The sequence below is a fragment of the Pseudarthrobacter sp. S6 genome (assembly GCF_050156575.1).
Taxonomy (GTDB): domain Bacteria; phylum Actinomycetota; class Actinomycetes; order Actinomycetales; family Micrococcaceae; genus Arthrobacter.
Genome location: NZ_CP189581.1, coordinates 3,419,904 through 3,440,083, shown reverse-complemented (window position 1 = coordinate 3,440,083; position 20,180 = coordinate 3,419,904). Strand labels below are relative to the sequence as shown.

General features: G+C 65.5%; 23 protein-coding genes and 1 pseudogene. 16 read left to right on the top strand and 8 right to left on the bottom strand.

What is annotated here, in order from left to right; genetic code table 11:
• Positions 1–17: 17 nt before the first annotated feature.
• From ACQCS0_RS16475 to ACQCS0_RS16465, 3 genes are all read right to left on the bottom strand, one after another.
• The gene (locus ACQCS0_RS16475; RefSeq protein ID WP_426939862.1) at positions 18–335 is read right to left on the bottom strand and encodes a DUF202 domain-containing protein; all 318 of its coding nucleotides are present in this window, start codon (positions 333–335) and stop codon (positions 18–20) included.
• A 3-nt stretch (positions 336–338) separates the two neighbouring features.
• On the bottom strand, positions 339–743 hold the full coding sequence (locus ACQCS0_RS16470) for a DUF202 domain-containing protein (protein WP_354156355.1): 405 nt from the start codon (positions 741–743) through the stop codon (positions 339–341).
• Between the two features lie 255 nt (positions 744–998).
• Positions 999–1,751, bottom strand: a complete 753-nt coding sequence (locus ACQCS0_RS16465) for an SDR family oxidoreductase (RefSeq protein ID WP_426939861.1) — start codon at positions 1,749–1,751, stop codon at positions 999–1,001.
• A 115-nt stretch (positions 1,752–1,866) separates the two neighbouring features.
• Here ACQCS0_RS16465 and ACQCS0_RS16460 point away from each other — a divergent pair, with 115 nt between their 5' ends.
• From ACQCS0_RS16460 to ACQCS0_RS16445, 4 genes are read left to right on the top strand one after another with little or no spacing between them, the layout of a single operon-like run.
• On the top strand, positions 1,867–2,625 hold the full coding sequence (locus ACQCS0_RS16460; protein WP_426939860.1) for a prolipoprotein diacylglyceryl transferase: 759 nt from the start codon (positions 1,867–1,869) through the stop codon (positions 2,623–2,625).
• Positions 2,622–2,984 (top strand): hypothetical protein, encoded by a 363-nt coding sequence (locus ACQCS0_RS16455; protein ID WP_354156358.1) that lies wholly within the window; start codon positions 2,622–2,624, stop codon positions 2,982–2,984. The genes ACQCS0_RS16460 and ACQCS0_RS16455 overlap by 4 nt, the downstream gene beginning before the upstream one ends.
• Positions 2,981–4,606 (top strand): radical SAM protein, encoded by a 1,626-nt coding sequence (locus ACQCS0_RS16450; protein ID WP_354156359.1) that lies wholly within the window; start codon positions 2,981–2,983, stop codon positions 4,604–4,606. The genes ACQCS0_RS16455 and ACQCS0_RS16450 overlap by 4 nt, the downstream gene beginning before the upstream one ends.
• Positions 4,606–4,980: a hypothetical protein gene (locus tag ACQCS0_RS16445; RefSeq protein WP_426939859.1), complete on the top strand. Its 375-nt coding sequence runs from the start codon at positions 4,606–4,608 to the stop codon at positions 4,978–4,980. The genes ACQCS0_RS16450 and ACQCS0_RS16445 overlap by 1 nt, the downstream gene beginning before the upstream one ends.
• 42 nt (positions 4,981–5,022) lie before the next feature.
• Here the strand turns inward: ACQCS0_RS16445 and ACQCS0_RS16440 are convergent, their stop codons facing one another.
• Positions 5,023–5,178, bottom strand: coding sequence for a hypothetical protein (locus ACQCS0_RS16440; protein ID WP_354156360.1), 156 nt, complete (start codon positions 5,176–5,178; stop codon positions 5,023–5,025).
• Between the two features lie 27 nt (positions 5,179–5,205).
• Here ACQCS0_RS16440 and ACQCS0_RS16435 point away from each other — a divergent pair.
• A pseudogene (locus tag ACQCS0_RS16435) lies at positions 5,206–6,367 on the top strand (S8 family serine peptidase); the annotation flags it as partial.
• 347 nt (positions 6,368–6,714) lie between these two features.
• Here the strand turns inward: ACQCS0_RS16435 and ACQCS0_RS16430 are convergent.
• Complete coding sequence (locus ACQCS0_RS16430) at positions 6,715–7,056, bottom strand: hypothetical protein (RefSeq protein WP_426940237.1); 342 nt, start codon at positions 7,054–7,056, stop codon at positions 6,715–6,717.
• A gap of 58 nt (positions 7,057–7,114) precedes the next feature.
• Here ACQCS0_RS16430 and ACQCS0_RS16425 point away from each other — a divergent pair, with 58 nt between their 5' ends.
• The gene (locus ACQCS0_RS16425) at positions 7,115–7,270 is read left to right on the top strand and encodes a hypothetical protein (RefSeq protein WP_426939858.1); all 156 of its coding nucleotides are present in this window, start codon (positions 7,115–7,117) and stop codon (positions 7,268–7,270) included.
• Positions 7,271–7,460: 190 nt separating this feature from the next.
• Positions 7,461–7,799, top strand: a complete 339-nt coding sequence (locus ACQCS0_RS16420) for a hypothetical protein (RefSeq protein ID WP_426938774.1) — start codon at positions 7,461–7,463, stop codon at positions 7,797–7,799.
• Between the two features lie 36 nt (positions 7,800–7,835).
• Here ACQCS0_RS16420 and ACQCS0_RS16415 read toward each other — a convergent pair whose 3' ends face one another.
• Positions 7,836–8,177, bottom strand: coding sequence for a hypothetical protein (locus ACQCS0_RS16415; protein WP_354153181.1), 342 nt, complete (start codon positions 8,175–8,177; stop codon positions 7,836–7,838).
• Positions 8,178–8,297: 120 nt separating this feature from the next.
• On the opposite strand from ACQCS0_RS16415, the gene ACQCS0_RS16410 reads away from it, so the two are divergent.
• The 5 genes from ACQCS0_RS16410 (at position 8,298) to ACQCS0_RS16390 (ending at position 12,026) form a co-directional block, all read left to right on the top strand.
• A complete protein-coding gene (locus ACQCS0_RS16410) occupies positions 8,298–9,515 on the top strand; it encodes an MFS transporter (protein WP_426939857.1) in 1,218 nt (405 codons plus the stop codon).
• Positions 9,516–9,693: 178 nt separating this feature from the next.
• On the top strand, positions 9,694–10,233 hold the full coding sequence (locus ACQCS0_RS16405; protein ID WP_354153183.1) for an alternate-type signal peptide domain-containing protein: 540 nt from the start codon (positions 9,694–9,696) through the stop codon (positions 10,231–10,233).
• Positions 10,234–10,304: 71 nt separating this feature from the next.
• The gene (locus ACQCS0_RS16400; RefSeq protein WP_426939856.1) at positions 10,305–10,913 is read left to right on the top strand and encodes a hypothetical protein; all 609 of its coding nucleotides are present in this window, start codon (positions 10,305–10,307) and stop codon (positions 10,911–10,913) included.
• Positions 10,903–11,541, top strand: coding sequence for a signal peptidase I (locus ACQCS0_RS16395; RefSeq protein WP_354222758.1), 639 nt, complete (start codon positions 10,903–10,905; stop codon positions 11,539–11,541). The genes ACQCS0_RS16400 and ACQCS0_RS16395 overlap by 11 nt, the downstream gene beginning before the upstream one ends.
• Positions 11,538–12,026 (top strand): hypothetical protein, encoded by a 489-nt coding sequence (locus ACQCS0_RS16390; RefSeq protein WP_354153186.1) that lies wholly within the window; start codon positions 11,538–11,540, stop codon positions 12,024–12,026. The genes ACQCS0_RS16395 and ACQCS0_RS16390 overlap by 4 nt, the downstream gene beginning before the upstream one ends.
• Positions 12,027–12,067: 41 nt before the next feature.
• Here the strand turns inward: ACQCS0_RS16390 and ACQCS0_RS16385 are convergent, their stop codons facing one another.
• Positions 12,068–12,976, bottom strand: coding sequence for a phosphatase PAP2 family protein (locus ACQCS0_RS16385; RefSeq protein WP_354153187.1), 909 nt, complete (start codon positions 12,974–12,976; stop codon positions 12,068–12,070).
• Between the two features lie 226 nt (positions 12,977–13,202).
• Positions 13,203–14,399: an MFS transporter gene (locus ACQCS0_RS16380; protein WP_426939855.1), complete on the bottom strand. Its 1,197-nt coding sequence runs from the start codon at positions 14,397–14,399 to the stop codon at positions 13,203–13,205.
• 219 nt (positions 14,400–14,618) lie between these two features.
• Between ACQCS0_RS16380 and ACQCS0_RS16375 the strand changes: the two genes are divergently transcribed.
• The 4 genes from ACQCS0_RS16375 (at position 14,619) to menD (ending at position 20,140) form a co-directional block, all read left to right on the top strand.
• Positions 14,619–15,020: an Hpt domain-containing protein gene (locus ACQCS0_RS16375; RefSeq protein WP_354153189.1), complete on the top strand. Its 402-nt coding sequence runs from the start codon at positions 14,619–14,621 to the stop codon at positions 15,018–15,020.
• Positions 15,021–15,084: 64 nt separating this feature from the next.
• Entirely contained in the window at positions 15,085–16,098 is a 1,014-nt protein-coding gene (locus ACQCS0_RS16370; protein ID WP_426939854.1) for an o-succinylbenzoate synthase, read from the top strand.
• Positions 16,099–16,250: 152 nt separating this feature from the next.
• Positions 16,251–18,326: a PhoX family phosphatase gene (locus ACQCS0_RS16365; RefSeq protein ID WP_354153191.1), complete on the top strand. Its 2,076-nt coding sequence runs from the start codon at positions 16,251–16,253 to the stop codon at positions 18,324–18,326.
• A gap of 128 nt (positions 18,327–18,454) precedes the next feature.
• On the top strand, positions 18,455–20,140 hold the full coding sequence (gene menD, locus ACQCS0_RS16360) for a 2-succinyl-5-enolpyruvyl-6-hydroxy-3-cyclohexene-1-carboxylic-acid synthase (RefSeq protein WP_354153192.1): 1,686 nt from the start codon (positions 18,455–18,457) through the stop codon (positions 20,138–20,140).
• Positions 20,141–20,180: the final 40 nt, after the last annotated feature.

Here is a 20,180-nt window from a genome sequence, read left to right as displayed (position 1 = left end):
TCCTTTTGGTGGGCGGGCTAGAACGTCAGCGCAGCGATGAGGCTGACGGCGCCGAGCAGGACAACTCCTGCGGACAAGGCGAAGACGCCGCCCGCATCGGCGTGGAGATTTTCGGCGTTGATGCCCCGGGAGCTTCGCCGGTACCGGATCCGTTGGGTGGCGAAGATGCCACCGGCCGTGACCACTGCCGCGGCTACCAGGGCTAGAACCAGCGGCCCGTGAGTGGAGAACCAGCGCAGGAAAATGGAGCTGACGGTGAGCAGGGCCAGCAGTGTGCGTCCCCAGGCCATGACGGTTCGTTCGGGCTGGAGCCCCGGGTCCGTATGCACGGACACTGGTCAGCCCGCCAGGATCAGGAAAATGATGAGGCCAGCGGCTACCGCTCCGCCGAGGGCCAGCAGCGGAACCAGCAGCGGCAACGGCAGCGGCGTTCCGGCCCGCATGCTTCGCTCCACCGAGAGCCACCGGGCGGCGGCGCCCGCGCTGATCAGCATGCCAAGGACAAGCAACAGGACGGACAGCCCCTCCCGGACGGGTCCGCTGAACAGCCCGCCCGCAAACGCCTCGATCGCGATACCGCCGGCCAGGAACGCCAGCGACGTCCTGATCCAGGCCAGGAACGTGCGCTCGTTGGCCAGGGTGAAACGGGGGTCCGGTTCGGTACCACCCGGCAAGAGCTTGCGGGCCAGCCAGCCGCGCGGTATCGGAGTGGCATCGGATGAGGGCTCGGGCAGTGGGGGCACGTTCCTAGTCTAGGGATGGTGCGGGCCGGTTTCGGTCAGCACCGGCCGGTGGCACAGGGCGGAATCTTGCAGGAATACACCCTGCCATCTTTGGCTGATCCTGAGCATCAATAACTAGCGTCAACGCATCAGCCATATGAAAGGTGCGTCAACGATGACCATTCTTGAATACCTCACAGGCCTGGCAATCATCCTCGGATCCCTGATGGGCACCATGGGGCTCGCGGCGGCGGTCATGCGCCACAGGCAACGCCACTAGTCGGCCGGAGGCCTGGCCTGCAGCCACTCGTGGAACGTCTGGCGTCCGACGGCGGCGTCCGCCGCCGGGACCAGATCACCACGGCGCATGGCCAGACCCATGGCGCCGGGAGCCCGGACCTTCACCACCAGCTTCCGCTGCCCGGATTTGCGCAGGTATTCGCGGACCAGATCCGCGAGCAGCTCCCGGCGGGGACCGCCAAGATCAGCAACCCGCCCGCGGGGACCCTGTTCTGCCGCGATCACCAGCGCCTCAGCCACTTCCCGCGCCGCGACCGGCTGGGTGATCATCTGTGGAACCAGGACCACCGGGCCAATCGAGGCCGCGTGGATGGCCATCGGCACAAACTCGTGAAACTGGGTGGACCGCAGGATGGTCCACGGCACTTCTCCGTGCCGGACGGCATCCTCCTGCGCGAGCTTCCCGGCGTACAGGCCCGACCCAGCCCTGTCGATGCCTACGATCGAGAGCGCAACATGGTGCCGTACTTGGGCTGTTTTCTCAGCCGCGAGCAGGTTCCTGGTGGCAGCGGCGAAAAAGTCCACGGCCTTTTTGGTGGAGAGCGTCTGGATCCCGGAGACATCAATAACGGTGTCCACACCGCGCAGGGCTTCGTTGAGCCCGCGGCCGGTGAGCAGGTCCACGCCTTCTGATCGGGTCAGGCTTGTCACCCGATGTCCGCGGTCCCTGGCAATGGCCACCACATGTTGGCCAACGGCCCCGGTACCTCCTGGAACGGCAATATCCATGCTCAAATCCTATGGCGCATCCCGCAGGTGGCCGACGGCACCTGCTGACCCCCGCGGCACTACGTCCAGATGTAGGACCGGAGGGGACAGGAATGGTCACTGCTACACTCTGCTCATGATCGGGCTTCCCCTCGCGGGAGACGGGCTGGTGCACGCTAGCCTGTTAGGGCTGGGAATCCTCGCAGCCCTGCTGTTCTACGCCTATGAGAAGCGCCGGCGCGGCCTGTCCGACCCACGGCTGTGGCCCATTGCCGGTTTCGCTATCGCCTTCGGGGCCATCGGTTCAAGGGTACTCACGTGGGATGTTTCCCGGCAGGTCTCCTTGGCGGACTGGTGGGGCAACGGGGACCGCAGTATCCTCGCAGGCCTGGTGGGCGCGTGGTTCGGCGTCCATTTGGGTAAACGGCTGACAGGTTACCGCGAGTCCACCGGGGATTTGCTTGCGCCCGCGGTCGCCTTGGCGCTGGTCATCGGTCGGGTGGGCTGTCTCCTTACGGAACTGCCCGGCACCCCGACTGGGGGTGCGTGGGGGATATCGCTCACGCCTGGGCAGGCTGCGATGTTGGGCGGACCGCCCGGGGTAGGGCTCCACCCATCCTTTGCCTATGAAATCGTGTTCCACCTTGCAGCATTTGCCGTGATGTGGCACTTTCGTGACCGCTTGCCGCGTCCTGGCGACCTCTTCATCTGTTACGTGACCTCCTACGCCTTGTTCCGGTTCGGAGTCGAGTTCGTCCGGGGCAACGAGGTGCTCTGGCTGGGGATGAGCCGTCCCCAGTGGTTCCTTCTGGTGATTCTCCCCCTGCTGTTCTGGCGGATGCTGCGGGTATTTGGGAAACCACTCCGCCCCGAGTTGGAAGGAAGAGTGGCATGAGCGATGACAACCCCGAAGAAGCCTGGAGCCCGCTGCCACCGCCCCGAGAAGAGGAGCCGCCCCCTGAACCAAGACGCGGCTCCATGGTGCTCGGCATCCTGCTGGGGACTGTTGCCCTTTATGCCCTCTATTTCGGGACAACAGCTGGTATCGCTCCGGATGAAGGGTACAAGACCTTCCTCGCCGGGCCTGCAGTCTTCATTCCAATCGGCGCGTACCTGGCGATAGCCGGTGCCCTGGCAATCCGGCCACGCACCTCCCGCTGGGGTGCGGGGCTGTTGATTGGACTGGGGATCTTCATCCTGCTCGGCGGTGGGATCTGCGTCATGGCCCTCTCTCAGATGAGTAGCCGGATATGAATCCGTCCCCATTTACTTCCCGGCACGCGCTGCCCGGCCCCGGCCAGCCGCTGCGCGGGGACCGCATCCACCGATACGTCACAGCATTCTGTCCCCACTGCCACGAGACAAACCCCCCGCTCGCGCAGGTGCGGCGCCTCTCCGGTGCGCTACTGATCCGCGATGGCCGGGTCTGGCTCGAACGCGGCTGCCCGGACCACGGCCTCGTCAGCACCTTGTACGACGAGTCTCCGGAGATTCTGCGCTACCTGGAGAAGTGGCAGGCGCCGACCAAACAACACATCCCGGACCAGGCCGGCAATTACCGCCAGGTACCGGAGGCTTACGCCTACGGGCTGCCCGCCATGCAGACGCAGCACACGTGCATCCTCCTGCAGGACATCATCGAGCACTGCAACCTGCGCTGCCCCACCTGCTTCACCGCCTCCGGCCCCCAGCTGCAGGGAGTGGCGCCGCTCAGCGAGGTGCTCGCGAATATCGACACCCGGCTTGCCCGCGAAAACGGGCGGCTGGACGTGCTGATGCTCTCCGGCGGCGAGCCCACACTGTATCCCCATCTGTCCGAACTTCTGGATGAGCTCGTCGCCCGGCCGATCGTCCGGATCATGGTGAACAGCAACGGGATGCTGATGGCCACCGACGATGAACTGCTTGCACTGCTGGCCAGGCACCGGGACCGCGTGGAGGTGTACCTCCAATACGACGGACCGTCCAAAGAAGCATCCATCCACCACCGCGGGGGAGACCTGACCCGCTTCAAAGACATGGCCATCGCACGCCTGTCCGAGGCAGGTGTTTTCACTACCCTGACGATGACAGCGACACTCGGCGTCAACGATGGTGAGGTCGGCGCCGTCGTCATGAGGGCCTTGGAAACCCCGTTCGTGGGTGGGGTTGCGCTTCAGCCAGTGTTCGGTTCAGGGCGCGGCCACGGCATCGACCCCCTGGACAGACTGACCCATACGGGGGTACTCGAACGGCTCGCGGAGCAGACCGGAGGTGTGGTCTCATGGCACGACCTGACAGCACTCCCCTGCTCACATCCGCACTGCGCGTCCGTGGGCTACATGCTGAAGGACGACTCGGGGGTCTGGCGTTCGCTGACAGCCCTCATCGGGCACGATCAGCTGCTCGCCTGGCTGGAACTTAATCCTGACAGCATCGCCAACCGTATCGCAGACAGCGCGATCCCGCTCGAGCTGCGCACCCTCATGAAGTCCTCCCTGCTGGACCTGTTAAGCGAGCAGTCCTCGCTGTCCCACCCGCGGACAATGGATCTTTGGAAGAACATCTGCACCCAGTGCGACCTCGGCATCGGCACACTCACCACACTGGCTGCCGGCAAGCTCCCGGGCCAACAACAGCGTCTGCGCCGGCTCCTCGCCGAACGGATCACCCGCATCATGGTCAAGCCCTTCATGGACATCTCGACCATGATCGAGGAACGGCTCACGCAATGCTGCGTCCACGTGGGAACCAAGAGCGACGCCGGCGATCACCAGTGCGCCCCGTTTTGTGCTGTTCAGGCCTGGCCGGCCCTGGCCAGGCAACGAATGAGCAGAGCCACGGGCCGCGAACTTCTTCCGGTCCGCCAGGTCCGAGTCAGCGACAGGGAGGAATGATGAGTTCCGCTTCTGATGCGCGGCGTATTGCAGCCGGGCCATCGCCGTCCAAGCTCGTGCGCTCGAAGGTCGCAGGCCAACACGGACACAGTCCTGATTCTGAAACGGATCCGGAGTCACCGCCGACTTTCGATCCGCTGCGGCTCTGCGTCTTCGCCACCATTGCCCTCCTCGGCTGGGCGGCCGGTCCCGTGGCGCTGGCCGTGTTCGCTGCAATCGGATTCGCAGGATATTGGAAAGCGCGACGGAGGGGCCTGACGAGGTCAAACTGCTACCTCCGCGATACGAGGCTGGTCCTGGCCTACCTGGGCATCCTGTTAGCGGCTGGGTTATGGGGGATATATTCGCTGGCAGCTCAACTGTTCGGCTTTTAGAACCAACAACAGTGGCACTGTTCGGGGCTACCGCCGGATCCGTCAGAAGTCCCGGTCCAGCGTCCCGGTTTCGGTGGCCGGCGTCGCTGAGGAGGCGACGCACGCGCTGCCGGTGACGGACGCCGTCGGGCTCCACACCATGGCTGCAGCCGTGGAAGAGGTGCGCAGGCCGCCGTTGCTGCTGGCCGTCGCGATCACTATGGATGAGTCTCGTCGAGAGCTTCCATGTTGTCTGAACAGCCCCTAAGCTTGGGGGCTGTGCCCCTTGTCCCGCAGCCCGTGTCCAACCCGAATTCGCCCGGCTTCGCTAAAACAGCCGACGAGGCCCGTGCCTGCATGGCGGAGGCCAGATGCGATGGCAGTCCGCCCCGTGCCCTTAAAGCCGTGGCATCCGTTTTCCTTGCGTTGTTAGCACTGTCTTTGACCCCTGCTCAAGCCGATGCTGTCACTGACAGCCCACCCTTACCGGTCCCCTCTTCTCATCCGTCCTCCTCTGCTCTACCCGAAGGGGAACAGCGATACATTGTGCACTATGGCATCGATGTGAATGCAGAAGCGGAGTCCAAGTCTCTCCAAGAGAGAGGGATCGAAGTCAAAGAGACGCTCTCTCATACGATGAAAGCTTCAGTGGTTGTAGCGACCTCCGATGAGATAGAGACACTGAAGAAATCAGTAAACGTAGCATCGGTTGAACTGGACACCCCTGTCTCAATCACCGGCTCCACGTCCATCTGGGGGCTTGATCGAATAGATCAACGAACTGGAAGAGACGGCCAATTCGCTATGGGTAATGAAGGCGCCGGGGTAAATGTCTACGTTGTGGACACCGGGCTCTACATGTCGCACTCCGAATTTACCGGCAGGGTTCCTGCCAGCTGGACGGGCATCAGTGATGGCAATGGGGTCAATGACTGTAACGGACACGGGACGCACGTCGCCGGAACAGTCGCCGGAACAACCTACGGTGTTGCCAAAAAGGCCGCTATCATTCCCGTCCGAGTGGTCGAATGCGATGGTAGCGGCTGGAACTCGACAGCCAGCAGTTATGAACCTCAGCATTGGTGGTTTCACCAGTTCCTCCTTTGACCAGGCTGTTCAGAGCGCGGTAAATGACGGCATCACGGTAGTCGCAGCCGCAGGTAACGACGGTGCGGATGCCTGCAATTCCTCTCCTGCCCGAATTCCGGCTGCCATTACCGTTGCGGCGACAGACATCAATGACGCTCAGGCATCATGGTCCAACTACGGTTCATGTGTGGACATTCAAGCGCCGGGAGTATCCGTCAGATCGGCTTGGAACGATTCTTCTACCGGCTACAACACTTTGAGCGGCACTTCAATGGCTGCCCCTCACGTTTCTGGTGCGGCGGCTATTATGCTCTCCCGAGACCCCGCACTGTCTCCCGCACAGGTTCACCAGTCAATGATCAATAACGCTACAACAGGTGTAATTAGTGCCAACAAAGGTGGAACGCCTAACAGGTTGCTCTTCATCCCCGGCACGCCTCCTGTTCCTCCCTCCTGCTCGAATCTCCAGCCAGGGGATGCCTGGGCTGGGGTAGGTACACATTGTGGGCTCCAGGGATCGGCAGCTTCTACTCTCGCTATAACTGAAGGCGCCCCGGGGCCCGCCTCCGCTGTAACTACTCCTGAACTTCCCGCTCCTGAGGCTCCCGTTACGGCTCCGGACGCAGCACCTGCACAACAGGCGCCTGTGCGGACTGATGCTCCATCTCAGGAGCTTGCAGCCACTTTCGCCCGGCTTGTGCCTGCTGCTGGCAATGCGGCCCAGGAACCAGCGGCGGCAAAACCTGAAGTGATTTCACCTGAGGCTATGGCGGACGAAGTCACTAAAGAAGCTGAAACGACACCCTCGGAAACGCCGTCGTCAACAGCGATGGTGACCCCGCCAATAAGTGCGACTTCTGCTGCCTCACCAGGTGGTGTCACCTCCATGACTCCTGTTGGCGGTACATACGAAGGCGCTTCGGAAATTCGTGCCGTCGCCGGAGCGGATAACCCTGTCAGGACGATCACGACCGGGGCATTTATGGCCGTGATTGGTGGAGCGGCCATTACCGGAATGGTTAGGAGACTGGCAGCCGCAAGACGCCAAAGATCAGGATGAGAAACATTGGTGTATGCCGGCGATGGCGTCAACGGCCTCACCGATGCCGGAGACGATTCCTACCCTGGACTCCACGGCGAGCCCAACATCGCCAAGGCAACCCGAGGCGCACGCAACTACCCCCGCCAAGACCTACAACTCGCCGGCATCACCATCGCCTGAACGACTTTGCAGGAGCCCTGGAGCATGGCCCGGGTTTGGCTGGCCAGACGCGGGCGGCTCCGACACAATGAAACCTGGTGTTGCGCAGATCACATTCGTTGCCTACCCTGAATGAGGCTGCAGAGGCGCGGCCATTGGCCGCAGCGTCGCGGCCTCCCCGGCTGCAGCGTCGCAGCCACGCAAGGAAGGCTTGATTATCTTGTCCGAAAAGCTCAGCATTCTTGTCCGTGTAGATCTCGACCACGCGAAGGCCCAGGTTCTCGCCAAGGGCCACGTCACCATCCACAGCATCCAGGCCCTCTACGTTGTGGTGAAGCGCGCCAACGCTTTAAAGCACAACCTCGATCTGGAATTGGACGTGCGGGACGCCCGCGTCGACCCCGAAGCCCTGCGGCAGCTGCAGGCCTGCTCCGAGACTCATCACCTGCCCGCCAGGATTGACCCGCAGCAGACCCACTGCACGCTCAGCATCCTGGCACCCAGGCGCGTCACCGCGAAGGCCACCGAGTTCAGCCACGTCGCAGCCTGACCCGCTCACCCTTTAGCGGAGGGCCGCCGTCGGGGGTTATCCGACGGCGGGAAGACCGCCGGCCAGTTCCGCCGCCGCGGCGAGGGTCCAGCGGTCGCTCTCCGGATCGAAGAAGACCACCATGGATGCGTCGGCTTCGCGGGCCTCGTCTAGGGCGAACAGCAGGGCATCCTCCAGATGCTGCGCGTGCTCCAGCCGTTCGGGAAGCGTGCCCGGAAGACCGCCGTCGTCAATGACGACGTGGGCCTTGCCGTCCACGATGACCTTCAGCGCAAAACCCTGGTCCTCATGCAGGGACCCCCGGGTGGACGCGATTTCCGTGACTTTGTCGGCCCGGACCAATCCGTTGTTGATGGTGCGGATCCACACTTCACCCATGAGACCTCCTTGGCGGTGAGGGGCAGGCGGGAGCGCCCCACAAGGCAAACGTTAGTCCTCGCAGGGCCGCTTGTGACCCCCTGAAGGCTGGCGAATTTTCGGCGGCATAGGATAAATCTGATGACTTCGCCAGGGACCCCGCAGCCGTTCAACCTCCGAAGCATCACCATACCCGCCTTCGGCCCGGCGCTGCTGTTCTGCACCGGCGAAGGAGCGGTCCTCCCGGTGGTGGTCCTCTCGGCCCGCGACCTCGGTGCCTCAGTGGCAGTCTCCGCGCTGATCGTCACACTGATCGGGCTCGGTTCCTGGTTCTTCAACCTGCCCGCGTCCCTCATCACGCTCAAGTTCGGCGAACGCTGGTCCATCGTCGGAGCCGCCGCAGTGGGCGCCCTGGCGCTCGTGGCCGCTGCGATGTCCTCCCTGATCCCCAGCGGACTGTGGCTGCTCGCAGTGGCGATGATCGTCGTCGGAATGGCCGCAAGCGTCTTCAGCCTGGCTCGGCAGAAGTACCTTACCGAGGCCGTGCCTGTTCAGTTCCGGGCGCGGGCGCTGTCGACGCTGGGCGGGGTCAGCAGGATCGGCATCTTCCTCGGCCCGTTCCTTGGTGCCGGCGTGATGCAGTTCGCCGGGATCGCCGGAGCGTACTGGGTGGGGGTGGTGGGCATGGCCGCGGCCGCCGTCTTGGCGGTCACCATCCCGGATCTCGTCGTCCCCCCAGCGCCCGACGGCGGCCACAAGGGTCCGGAGCCGACGCTGCGGAATGTGGCCGTGTCGCATTCCCGCGTCTTCCTGACGCTGGGTGTGGGGGTCCTGCTGCTGAGTGCGCTGCGCGCGTCCCGCCAAGTGGTCATCCCGCTGTGGGCGGACCACCTGGGCCTGGATCCGGCCCAGGCTTCGGTGATCTACGGGCTGTCCGGGGCGATCGACATGCTGGTGTTCTACCCGGCCGGCAAGGTGATGGACCGCCGCGGCAGGCTCTTCGTGGCCATCCCGTCCACCATCATCATGGGCATCGCCATGCTGCTCATTCCCTTGACTGCGTCCTTTGCCGGGCTGCTGCTGGCCTCACTGCTGATCGGGTTCGGCAACGGCATCAGCTCCGGCCTGATCATGACCCTCGGCGCCGATTTCTCGCCCGACCGCGGCCGCGGCCAGTTCCTGGGGCTGTGGCGGTTCATCGCCGACGCAGGCTCCACCGGCGGGCCCGTCCTCCTCTCCGGAGTGACGGCGCTTTTTACGCTGGGCGCGGGTGTCTCGGCGACAGGGCTGTTGGGGTTCGCGGCGGCTGGTGTGTTCGCAGTTGTGCTGCCGCGGCTGAAGCACCGGCGGAATTACTAACTTTGATTTACAGTTGATTTGACGAAACCGCAGGTCAGATGGCTGTTTTCTTGAGTAAACTCAGATGGCTGTTTTCTTGAGTAAACCTTGACGGGTTCCCCCCTGAAGTCCTGATTTAGGACATGCATTGTTGTTTTCAGCAAGAAGACCACGCAAGCAAAGCCTTAGGGAACACACCATGAAGAACATGACACTGATCACCGGATCCGCAGCCATCGCACTGGGCGGGGCTCTGCTGCTGGGCGGCGGCGGCACACTGGCCAACTGGAACGCAGAAGCCACAACCACCCCGGGCACCATCGTTTCCGGCAACCTGAATCTGGTGAACTCCACCGCAGGCACCTGGAAGGACCGCAACGGTGACGCGGTCACTATCGCCACCTACAAGGTAGTGCCGGGCGACAAGCTCACCTTCACGCAGGACCTGCCCGTCACCCTCGTGGGAGACAAGATGGCCGCCAACGTCGCCACCACCGGCATCACCGCCACCAACGGCTTCACCCCTGCCAATGTCTCCGTTTCCGCTCCGGTGCTGACGGTCGGCGGTACGGCTGTAGCAAACCCGCTGAAGCCCACCGGCTCCGCCCAGACGGTGACAGCCACCATCACCTTTGAATTCCTCTCCACGACCGCCGGCCGCGCCGACGTGGGTGTTTCGTACAACTTCAACAGCGTTGCCTTCCAGCTGACGCAGGTCACGCAGTCCGGCCTGTCCTAGTCGGAGATTGGCGGTTGGCCAATCGGCCAACCGCCAGGCTGGAAAGATTAGGATCAGGACCAGGAGGAACAATGCGGATCCCGCGGATGCTGCGAACCGGTTTACTCATCGCAGCAGCGGTGGTGCTCGGACTGCTGACAGTCCAAGGCACCTACGCCTTGTGGAACGCCGGCACCACCGCTGCCCCGGGAATCGTCTCCGCTGCTTCGTTTGATGTCGCCCTCACCGCGAGCCCCTCGGGGCAGGTGACCAACATGACCCTCGCCGGAGGACAGGCAGGAAGCCTGAACCTCACGCAAACCGCTACAGTCTCGCCAGGAAACTCGGTCTATGCCAACGTTGCAATCACCAACGGCAGCAACGCCGGCGGAACCTTCAACGCGACGCTCACCGTTGGCCAGGCAACCCTCGCCAACGTCAGCAGCGGCGTCCTGGCCCAGTACCTCACGGTCAGCGCCAAGAATGTCACCTCGACCGCACAATGCGCCACAACCACCGGATACACGGCGCTGACACCAGCCGGGCTGACGTCAGCGTCCGTCCCCAAGTCCACGAACACCGTGTTCTGTTTCCAGGTCAGCCTCAGTTCCACCGCCCCGTCCACCGTGAAAGGCCAAGCCGTGAACATCACCCTTCCGATCACCGCCCGCCAGCTCTGCGGGGTGCCCAGTGGCTGCTGATCTGTACTTCGCAGGCGGCCGCGGTTCAGGCTTCGGCTCCACCCGATTGGACTCCGCCGGCAGTGAAGGCTCCAAGCCTGCCGGCAGTGTTTTCTGGGCCGCGGCCTGGCGGGTGCTGAACCTGGTGGTCATGATGGTCGCCGTGTTCGCCGCATTGGTGCTGGTTGTGGTTCCCCGGGCCACAGGGTCCCAGACCTACACCGTTCTGACTAACTCCATGGCGCCCAAGTTCCCGCCCGGCACGTTCCTGGTGATGAAGCCCGCGGCCTTCGACGAACTCTCCTACGGGGACGTCATCACCTTCCAGATGTACTCAGGCCGGCCCGACGTCGAAACGCACCGGATCGTGGGCTTTGGCGCCACCCAGTCGGGGGACAGAACCCTCGTGACCAGGGGCGACAACAACGGTGCCAACGATGCCGAACCGGTCACCGCACCACAGGTCACCGGCAAGCTGTTCTATGCGGTTCCATACGCGGGATTCGCCGCCAATGCCCTGGGCAATGTGGACCGCGACCTCTGGACCAGGCTGGCCGCAGCCGGCCTTATTGGGTACGGCGCCACGGTGGTCTTCAAAGCAGTGCGCAAAATGCGTAAGTGGGGCACCGGGGCGGAGCCGGCGGCGTGAGTGAACTCCGCAGCCTCCAGGTGCCGGCCTTGGCCGTTGGAGCCTTCGCCCTCACAGTTCTGCTTGGCCTGGGCGGCGGCCCCGCGGCGGCGCTGTGGCAACAGTCAGCCGCCGCCACGATGACCGTGACGGCGAACGGCAGTTGGCCCGGGCCCGCTATCACCTCCATCACCTGCTCAAACACCTCCTCGCAGAAGGAAGCCACCCTCAGCGTCACCGTGCCCTCGGCGCCAGCCACACTGACCTACGCCGCGCTCCAGGCCGACGGGAGCTATGGGCCCACCTATTCCGTGGCCACTACCATCAACTCCACCACGACGCCAGGCACCATTACCCTTGCTGGAAGCTCGCAGATCGTGGTGGACGGCGGCGCGGCCACCCTACTGACAGTGCGCGTCACTGCCACATACACCACAGACCAGACACAGGCCTCTGCTAACTACACCCTGAAGGTGGAATCCAAAAACCAGAAGGTCTATTGCTAGGCAACCAGCCTGCGAAGGCCTGTGCGGCCGCAGTGGTGCCGTCAGCGCCTCGGCGAGTCCCGCCGTCGTGCGGAGTAGGCGAACAGCGACGTGGTGGCCACGGTGGCCAGGTATCCGGCAATCACAATGAGTGAGATGCCGGCCCAGAAGTAGTTGGTGGTGCTGTCCTCCTGGAGCGGACCCGGGGCGATCTTGGCCAACGAATACACGGCAACCCCCGCCGACACGAGCCCGATCACCACCGGCAGTGTGAGCCAGATCTTGGCCGAACCCACGTGCGTGCCAAGGCCGTCCCATACGTTCCACGCCGCGCCATTCCGGATTATCAGCCAGCCTGCGGGGATCATAAAGGCGCCCACCAGGAGGAACGCTGCGACGACGTCGGCCGGGCGGTGCCACTGGTTGATCAGCGTGGAGACGCCGGAGGCGATGGCGAACGTGCCGCCCACAAACCCGGCCATCGGACGCCACCGCGGCGAGGCCATCAGGAAAACCGCCGCCGCAGCCGACGCCGCCAGCGTGGTGTGCCCGGACGGCAGGGAATTCAGCTCCAGCGTCACCACGCCCTTGTCCGGACGCGCGGGCAGTACTTCCTTCAGGACCTGCGTGGCGATATTCGCCCCGATGCACGCGGTGACTGCAATCCCGGCAGCCGACCACCGCCGTCGGATCACCGTGACAAACAGGACCACGACGGCGGCCACCACCAGTGAGATGGTGGGCAGCCAGTCCAGGAACTCGGTGGCTGCCTTGCCCGCGGGTCCGTAGATGTCCACAGCCTCAACCAGCGCGGATTCATCGATGAACTGGCCCGTGCTGGTCTGGACGAAGTAGTAGTAGGTGGCGATCAGGCCCACAATGCAGGCGAGCCAGGCGAACGCGAACATAAAGCCGGAGCCCGGGGTGGGGCGGGCAGGGGTCCGCGGTGGTGCCTGGCGTGGAATGGTCATCGGTTAAGGGTGTCACAGAAAACTGGGAGGACCCGCAGGGCTGTTTCGTGGCCCCAGACTGGCCGAATTGCGTAACTTTTGGGCATTCTCCGCAGGCCGGACCGCGAGCGCGCCAGCAGCACGGATGTGACACTTGACACGTGTTAGGTCAGCGCCATAAGCTACCTGACGCGCTTTGCGGTTCATGCTGGGTTTCATCCCGCGTGCGGTATTTCCAGCAGTCTACCTAACGCGTGTGAGGTGCGCCCGGACCCGGGGTAGCTACGTTCGGGAGGCGCGGGATGCTGGCCGCCGCGACCAGCAGTGCCAGGGCCCCGAGACCGAACGGCAGGGCGGTGAGGGTGGCGATGCCGCCCACCAGCAGCGGCCCGCCGGCGTCGCCGAGTTCACGGCCGAGCTCCGCCGAACCCATGGTCCGGCCCATGCGCTCCGGCGGCGTGGTGTCGGCCAGATGCGCGAACCCGAGCGGGGTGGCCAGGCCGACTCCCGCGCCAATGGCCGCCGCGGCAATGAACAGCGTGACCGGACCCGGGGTGAGGGCGATGAGGGCGACGCCCGCGGCGGTAAGGAGGAGCCCCGCCGTCGTCCCTTTGTTGTCGCTGATGCGGTGCGCGTCGCGCATCCTGCCGATCCAGGGCTGGGTGAGCACCGAGGTGATGGCCAGGACAGTGACCGCGGCTGTGCCGGCAACCGGGCCAAGGCCGTGCCGGGTAGCGAGGGCGGGGATGAATCCGATCGCCGCGCCGAGCGCTCCCGTCGAGGCCGCCAGTACCAGCGTCGGCACGAGGAAGCGCCGCTCCGTGACCTGGCGGCCAAGGTCCAGAACGGTGTAGCGCTGCCGGGGGAGCGGCGGCAGGTGGGGAACGGACACCAGCACCCACACGGCGGTGCCCGCCGCCAGCACCGAGAGGGCCCCGAACAGCAGGGCAAACCCGCCCGCGAGGATCAGTCCGGCACCCAGCAGGGGGCCGATGACGTAGCCCAGGCTCTTCCAGGAACCGTACCGGCCGAAGTAGGTCCCGGCTTTCTTACCCGCCGCCAGCCGCGCAACCATCGCGGACGATGCCGGCGAGAAGGCCGAAGCCGCAGCGCCCTGCCCTAGCCGCGCCAGTCCAAGCATCAGGGGATCCGCCGCCCAGAGGCCGATCAGCGACAGCACCGCGAAGGCCAGGAGGCCGCCGACTATGACGGGTTTGGTTCCGATCCGGTCGCTCAGGGCGCCGAAGACCGGCTTGAGGAAGACCTCGGAAACGTCGTACAGGGCCAGCAGGATACCCAGGTTGAGCAGCGTCAGGCCGATGTTCTCGCTTTGCGCGCCCATGCCGGCGGCGATGCTGTGGGCGCCGAACGCTGTGACGAACCCGGCCGCGTACAGGGGGAGGGTTGACGCCCGGGCGTTGACCACCGGTGCCGGGGCGCTCACGCGTGCACTTCGAGACAGGGCGCCTGTTTTAGGTGAATCACACCGCAAAGCGTAACAACCGCCGATAAGGGTCGGATAGCTCGTCTGCACCCAGTGCCACTCAGATGAAAGTCGAGTACCGACTACTGATGCTTTCGGCCTCCACGTGCGAATAGCTTCGAGTGGGGGACTCACGGGACGTCCATCGGTATACCGCTTCTTGGGGCAGGAAGGACAGTCATGGCGCCGGACGACGGCAACGCCCTGCCCCTCCTGGATCCGGCAGTGCTGGACAGGCTGCGCACCGAGCTCGATGACGATGACGGCGTGTGGAAGGTGTTCGTGCAGAACTTCATCGAGCACCTGCCCCTCCGGACTGAAAAAATGCGGCTGACCCTTACCACCGGTGACCTGGCCGGCGCGATGGATGCGGTCCTGAGCCTCAAGACTTCCAGCCAGATGGTGGGCGCGGAACGCCTGGCCGGACTTGCCATGGACCTTGAACGGTCCCTTCGCGAAGAGACCGTCGATGCTGAGCCTGCCAGGGTCCTGCCCCGGCTGGCAGCGGACCGCCTCCGGGAGATCATTCGCTGCGCCCGGCAGACCACCCATATCTTGCAGAGATGCCTGCACTCCGCCTGAAGCCGGGTTCAGCTAACGCTGCAGAGACCAGCGCGGACCTTGCCGCGCTTGTACAGTGAAGGGCATGCCCGCTGATGCCGCCCTGCCGCCTGCCGCCTTCCCCGCCCTGGACGAACTGCTCGCTGCTGCGCACGTGGTGAGCCTGCCCATGCGGGTGAAGTTCCGCGGCATCATGGAACGCGAAACCCTGTTGCTGCGCGGCCCGCACGGCTGGGGCGAGTTTTGCCCGTTCCCCGAATACGCCGATGCCGAGGCTTCCCGCTGGCTAGCCGCCAGCATCGAGGCAGGCTGGGCCGGCTTTCCGTCACCCGTCCGTTCGGTGATCCCCGTCAACGCCACCGTGCCCGCCGTTTCCGCGGACCGCGTGCCCGACGTCTTGGCCCGCTTCGGCCGGGTGGATGCCGTCAAGATCAAGGTGGCCGAACGCGGGCAGACACTCGATGACGACGCCGCCCGGGTCGCCGCCGTCCGTGCCGCCCTGCCCGACGCCGCCATCCGCGTCGACGCCAACGGTGGCTGGGACGTGCCTACCGCCGTGGCGGCACTCACCCTGCTCGCCGCCGCCGGGCTTGAATATGCCGAGCAGCCCGTGCCCACCATCGAGGGGCTCGCCGAGGTGCGCCGCCGGCTGCGCGCCGCCGGAACGCCGGTGCTGATCGCGGCCGACGAAAGCGTGCGCAAGGAATCCGACCCCCTACGCGTGGCGCGGGCTGGCGCGGCGGACCTGCTGGTTGTTAAGGTCGCGCCGCTCGGGGGAGTGCGGCGCGCGCTGGACATCGTGGCGCAGGCCGGCCTCCCCGCCGTCGTCAGTTCTGCGCTGGACACCTCCGTGGGGATCCGCGCCGGGCTGGGGTTGGCGGCCGCCCTGCCCGAGCTGCCGTACGCGTGCGGGCTGGGGACGGTGTCGCTGTTCGCCTCGGATATCACGCTGGATCCGTTAGTGGCCGACGACGGCGCCATCCGCCTCCGCGACGTCACCGCCGACGCCGGGCTGCTGGAGCGGTTTGCGGCTTCCGCCGAACGCCGCGACTGGTGGCTGGCCCGACTCGGCCGCGTCCACGCCCTCCTGGCTTCCTGACGCTCTCTCACTTAACGTGGGCTTTTTACGAACGCTCTCGCATATCTCTGCAGGTAATCGCCGGTTCACCGGAACTTCACCCGGCGGACGGCTGAGCGTCGGAACCGGCTGACAGGGTGGCCGGGACCCGATCGTAAATTTGGAGGCACCCCTTGTCTGAAACGACAGCCCGCAAGTTCACCCTGCTGCCCATGCTCGGCCACACCAAGGGCAAGCGCAGTGCCGTCACCTGCGCCTTGAAGTGCGACAACGCCTGTTCCGGCGATGTCTGCAACACCAGCGCCAACAGCTATTTCCGCGACATCGCGTCCGCCAGCATGTCCCGCCGCGCCGCCCTGGGCTTCGGCGCCGCCGGTGCGCTCGCCGTCGTACTCGGCAGCGCCATTACCTCCGCGGAACCGGCCGTTGCCGGCGGTCCCGGACTGGCGCCCGCCGCCAAGGAGGGCTTCGCGAAGTCGAAGCTGAAGTTCACGCCGATCGCTCCGGTGGACGCCGCCGTCGACGCTTTCACGGTGCCTGAAGGCTTCACCTGGCAGCCCGTGATCCGCTGGGGCGACCCGATCTTCAACGGCACGCCGGACTTCGATCTGAACAACCAGACGGCCGCCGCGCAGGAGAAGCAGTTCGGCTACAACAACGACTACACGGACATCCTGGAGATCCCGAACAGCAAGGGCCGCCGTGGCCTGCTGTTCGCCAACCACGAATACACGAACGAGAACATCATGTTCCCGGCCACCATGCCTGCCGCCGACGTCCGCGCGGTGGGTGCCGCAGCGCACGGGCTGAGCGTCGTCGAGCTGGAGCGCAAGAACACCACCAAACCGTGGACCTACGTCAAGGGCGCGCCGCTGAACCGCCGGTACCTGAACAATACGGTCTACGAACTCACCGGTCCGGTTGCCGGCTCCCCGCTGGTCAGGACCGTCGCGGACCCGAGCGGCCGCAAGATCAAGGGCACCCTGGGCAACTGCTCCGGCGGCACTACGCCGTGGGGCACCATCCTCTCCGGCGAGGAAAACTTCAACGGCTACTTCGTCTCCCCGGGCACGTCCGTTTCTGACAAGCGGTACGGCCTCTCTTCCAAATCCACGGCCCGCAAGTGGGAACTGGACGATCCCCGCTTCGACACCCGCAACGCCGGCTACGAAAACGAAACCAACCGCTTCGGCTGGATCGTGGAAGTTGACCCGTTCGATCCCACGTCCACCCCGAAGAAGCACTCCTCGCTGGGCCGCTTCAAGCACGAGGGCGCCAACGTGATCGTGGCCGATTCAGGGCATGTGGTGGCCTACATGGGCGACGACGAACGCTTCGACTACCTGTACAAGTTCGTCTCGGCCGGGAAGTACCGGGAGGGCGACCGAACGCACAACATGACGCTGCTCTCCGCGGGCAACCTCTACGTCGCCAGGTTCACGGGCAACTCACCGTTGGAGGAGATTACCGGAGCCGGCAACGTGCCCGCCGACGGTTCCTTCGACGGCACCGGCGAATGGCTGCCCCTGGTGGTGGACGGCGCCTCCGCCGTGCCCGGCATGACATTGGAAGAGGTCCTGGTCTACACCCGCCTCGCCGCCGACAAGGTGGGCCCCACCAAAATGGACCGCTGCGAGGATGTGGAACCGAGCCTCCTCACGGGAAAGGTCTATGTGGCCTGCACCAACAACTCGGACCGCGGCAAGGTTGGCAAGGAAGGCGCCACGGAGATCAACCCGCGCAACGCCAACCGCGACGGCCACATCGTGGAAATCACCGAGGCTCCCGGGCAGATCGGCACCGCGTTCACCTGGAACCTGCTGATGGTCTGCGGCGATCCCGCCACCGGTGACGTGACCTACTTCTCCGGCTTCCCGGTGGACAAGGTCTCGCCGATCTCCTGCCCGGACAACCTCGCGTTCGACTCCGTTGGCAACCTGTGGATCTCCACGGACGGTGCCCCTGCCGGTATCGGCAAGGCCGACGGCCTCTTCAAGGTCACCCTCGAAGGAGCCGAGCGCGGCAAGGTGGAGCAGTTCCTGGCCGTGCCGAGGGAAGCGGAAACCTGCGGACCGATCGTCCACGACGAGGAGCGGAACGTGTTCGTGTCCGTGCAGCACCCGGGTGAAGACGGCTCGTTCGCGGACCAGCACTCCTTCTTCCCGGACTACGTTGCAGAAGGCACGACGCCGGCCCGCGGCCAGGTGCGTGCGCCCCGTCCGGCGGTAGTCCAGGTGTTCCGCGGCTGATTCCTTTCCGTTGCTCTATCACTTTTGGTCCCTTTGCCGGCCTTTTAGGGACTGTAAGTGATAGAGCAACGGGTGGTAGACGGGAGAGCCGGGACATACTGGCGTCCGCAGGATGGCAAACTGGTTCGGTGACTTCCCTGAACTCCCTCGCCGCCGCGCGGATCGCCGTCGACGCTCTGATCGACGGCGGTGTCCAGTTCGTGGTGGTCTCGCCCGGTTCGCGCTCCGCCCCCATGGCCTACGCCCTGGCGGAGGCAGAAACGGCCGGCCGCGTGGACCTCCTGGTCCGGATCGACGAACGTTCCGCCGGCTTCACGGCCCTGGGCCTGGCGCTGTCCACCGGCTCCCCGGCGGCCGTCCTCACTACCTCAGGCACCGCCGTCGGGAATCTTATGCCCGCCGTGATGGAGGCCAACCACGCGGCCGTTCCGCTGGTGGTGGTGTCCGCGGACCGGCCAGAGGAAATGCAGGGGACCGGCGCCAATCAGACCACCATCCAGCTGGACCTGTTCGGCGAGCACGTGCGCTTCGCCGCCGACGTCCCGGCCGGCAGCAGCCCGCAGCGCGCCGTGGAAACGGCACTGGCCGCGGCCACGGGTGCGTTTTCCGAGTTCGCGCCAGGGCCGGTCCAGCTGAACCTGGCGTTCCGCGACCCGCTGGTCCCAGCACCGGAAGAGGAACTTGCGGCGGCGGCCGGGCACTCCAGGTTCCGGATCGGCACCGACCCGCTCACCATGAACCTCCCGCCCGCGCCGGCCTCGCTGGAGGAACGGCGCACCGTTGTGCTGGCAGGGCACGACGCCGGGCCCGTCGCCGAGGCGTTCGCCCGCTCACACGGCCTGCCGCTGCTCGCGGAGCCGTCCTCCAACGCCCGGTTCGGCCCCAACGCTGTGGGCCCATACCGGCTGCTGCTGGAACACTTCGGACCGTCCGCGGCACAGCCCATCGAACGGGTGGTGATGTTCGGCCGGCCCACCTTATCTCGCCCGGTAGCTGCGTTGCTGGAGCGGGCCGACGTGCCGTCCGCGCTCTACCAGCCACTTCCTGTGGCCTGGTACCAGCCGGGCCGGCGCACGGAACTTCCGCTGGAGAACCTGGCCGACCTCGCGGATTTCGCCGGCCGCGGCCCGTCCGACTGGCTCGATACCTGGCTGCTGGCCGGGGCCGGAGCGCAGCACGCACTCGACGGCGTCCTGGCCGCCGAGCCCGCCGCCACCGGACCCTCGGTGGGCGCCCTGGTCTGGCAGCATGCCCGCGGCCAGTTGATGCTGGGCTCCTCCAACGGCATCCGCGACGTTGACCTGGCCGGCCTGCCCGCCGCCGAGCCAGCCGCGACGGTGTACGCCAACCGCGGCCTCGCCGGGATCGACGGCACCATCTCCACCGCCACCGGTGTTGCCCTCGGCGGCCGCCAGGACACCACGCTGCTGTTGGGTGACGTCACTTTCCTGCACGACGCCGGCGGCCTGCTCCTCGGTTCGGGCGAATCCGAACCCGGGCTGCGGATCGTGGTGCTGAACGACGCCGGCGGTGCCATCTTCGATCTGCTGGAGCACGGGGCCGTGCGTGAATCCGGACGCTACTCCGACGCCGTCGAACGGCTCTTCGGCACCCCCCACACCGTGGACATCGCGGCACTCGCCGCAGCGTACGGCGTCGGGCATTGCTCGGTAAGTACGACGGCGGGACTCGCCGAGGCGCTGGCCGCACCGCTGAAGGGGCGCAGCATCATCGAAGTCCGCACGGACCGCGTTGGCCTCCGCGCCCTGCACGCCCGCATCAAGGCCGCCGTGGCCGCCGCCGTCGGCCTATAAGAAGCAACGCGGGGTCACTTACGGCCCATCATGTACTGCA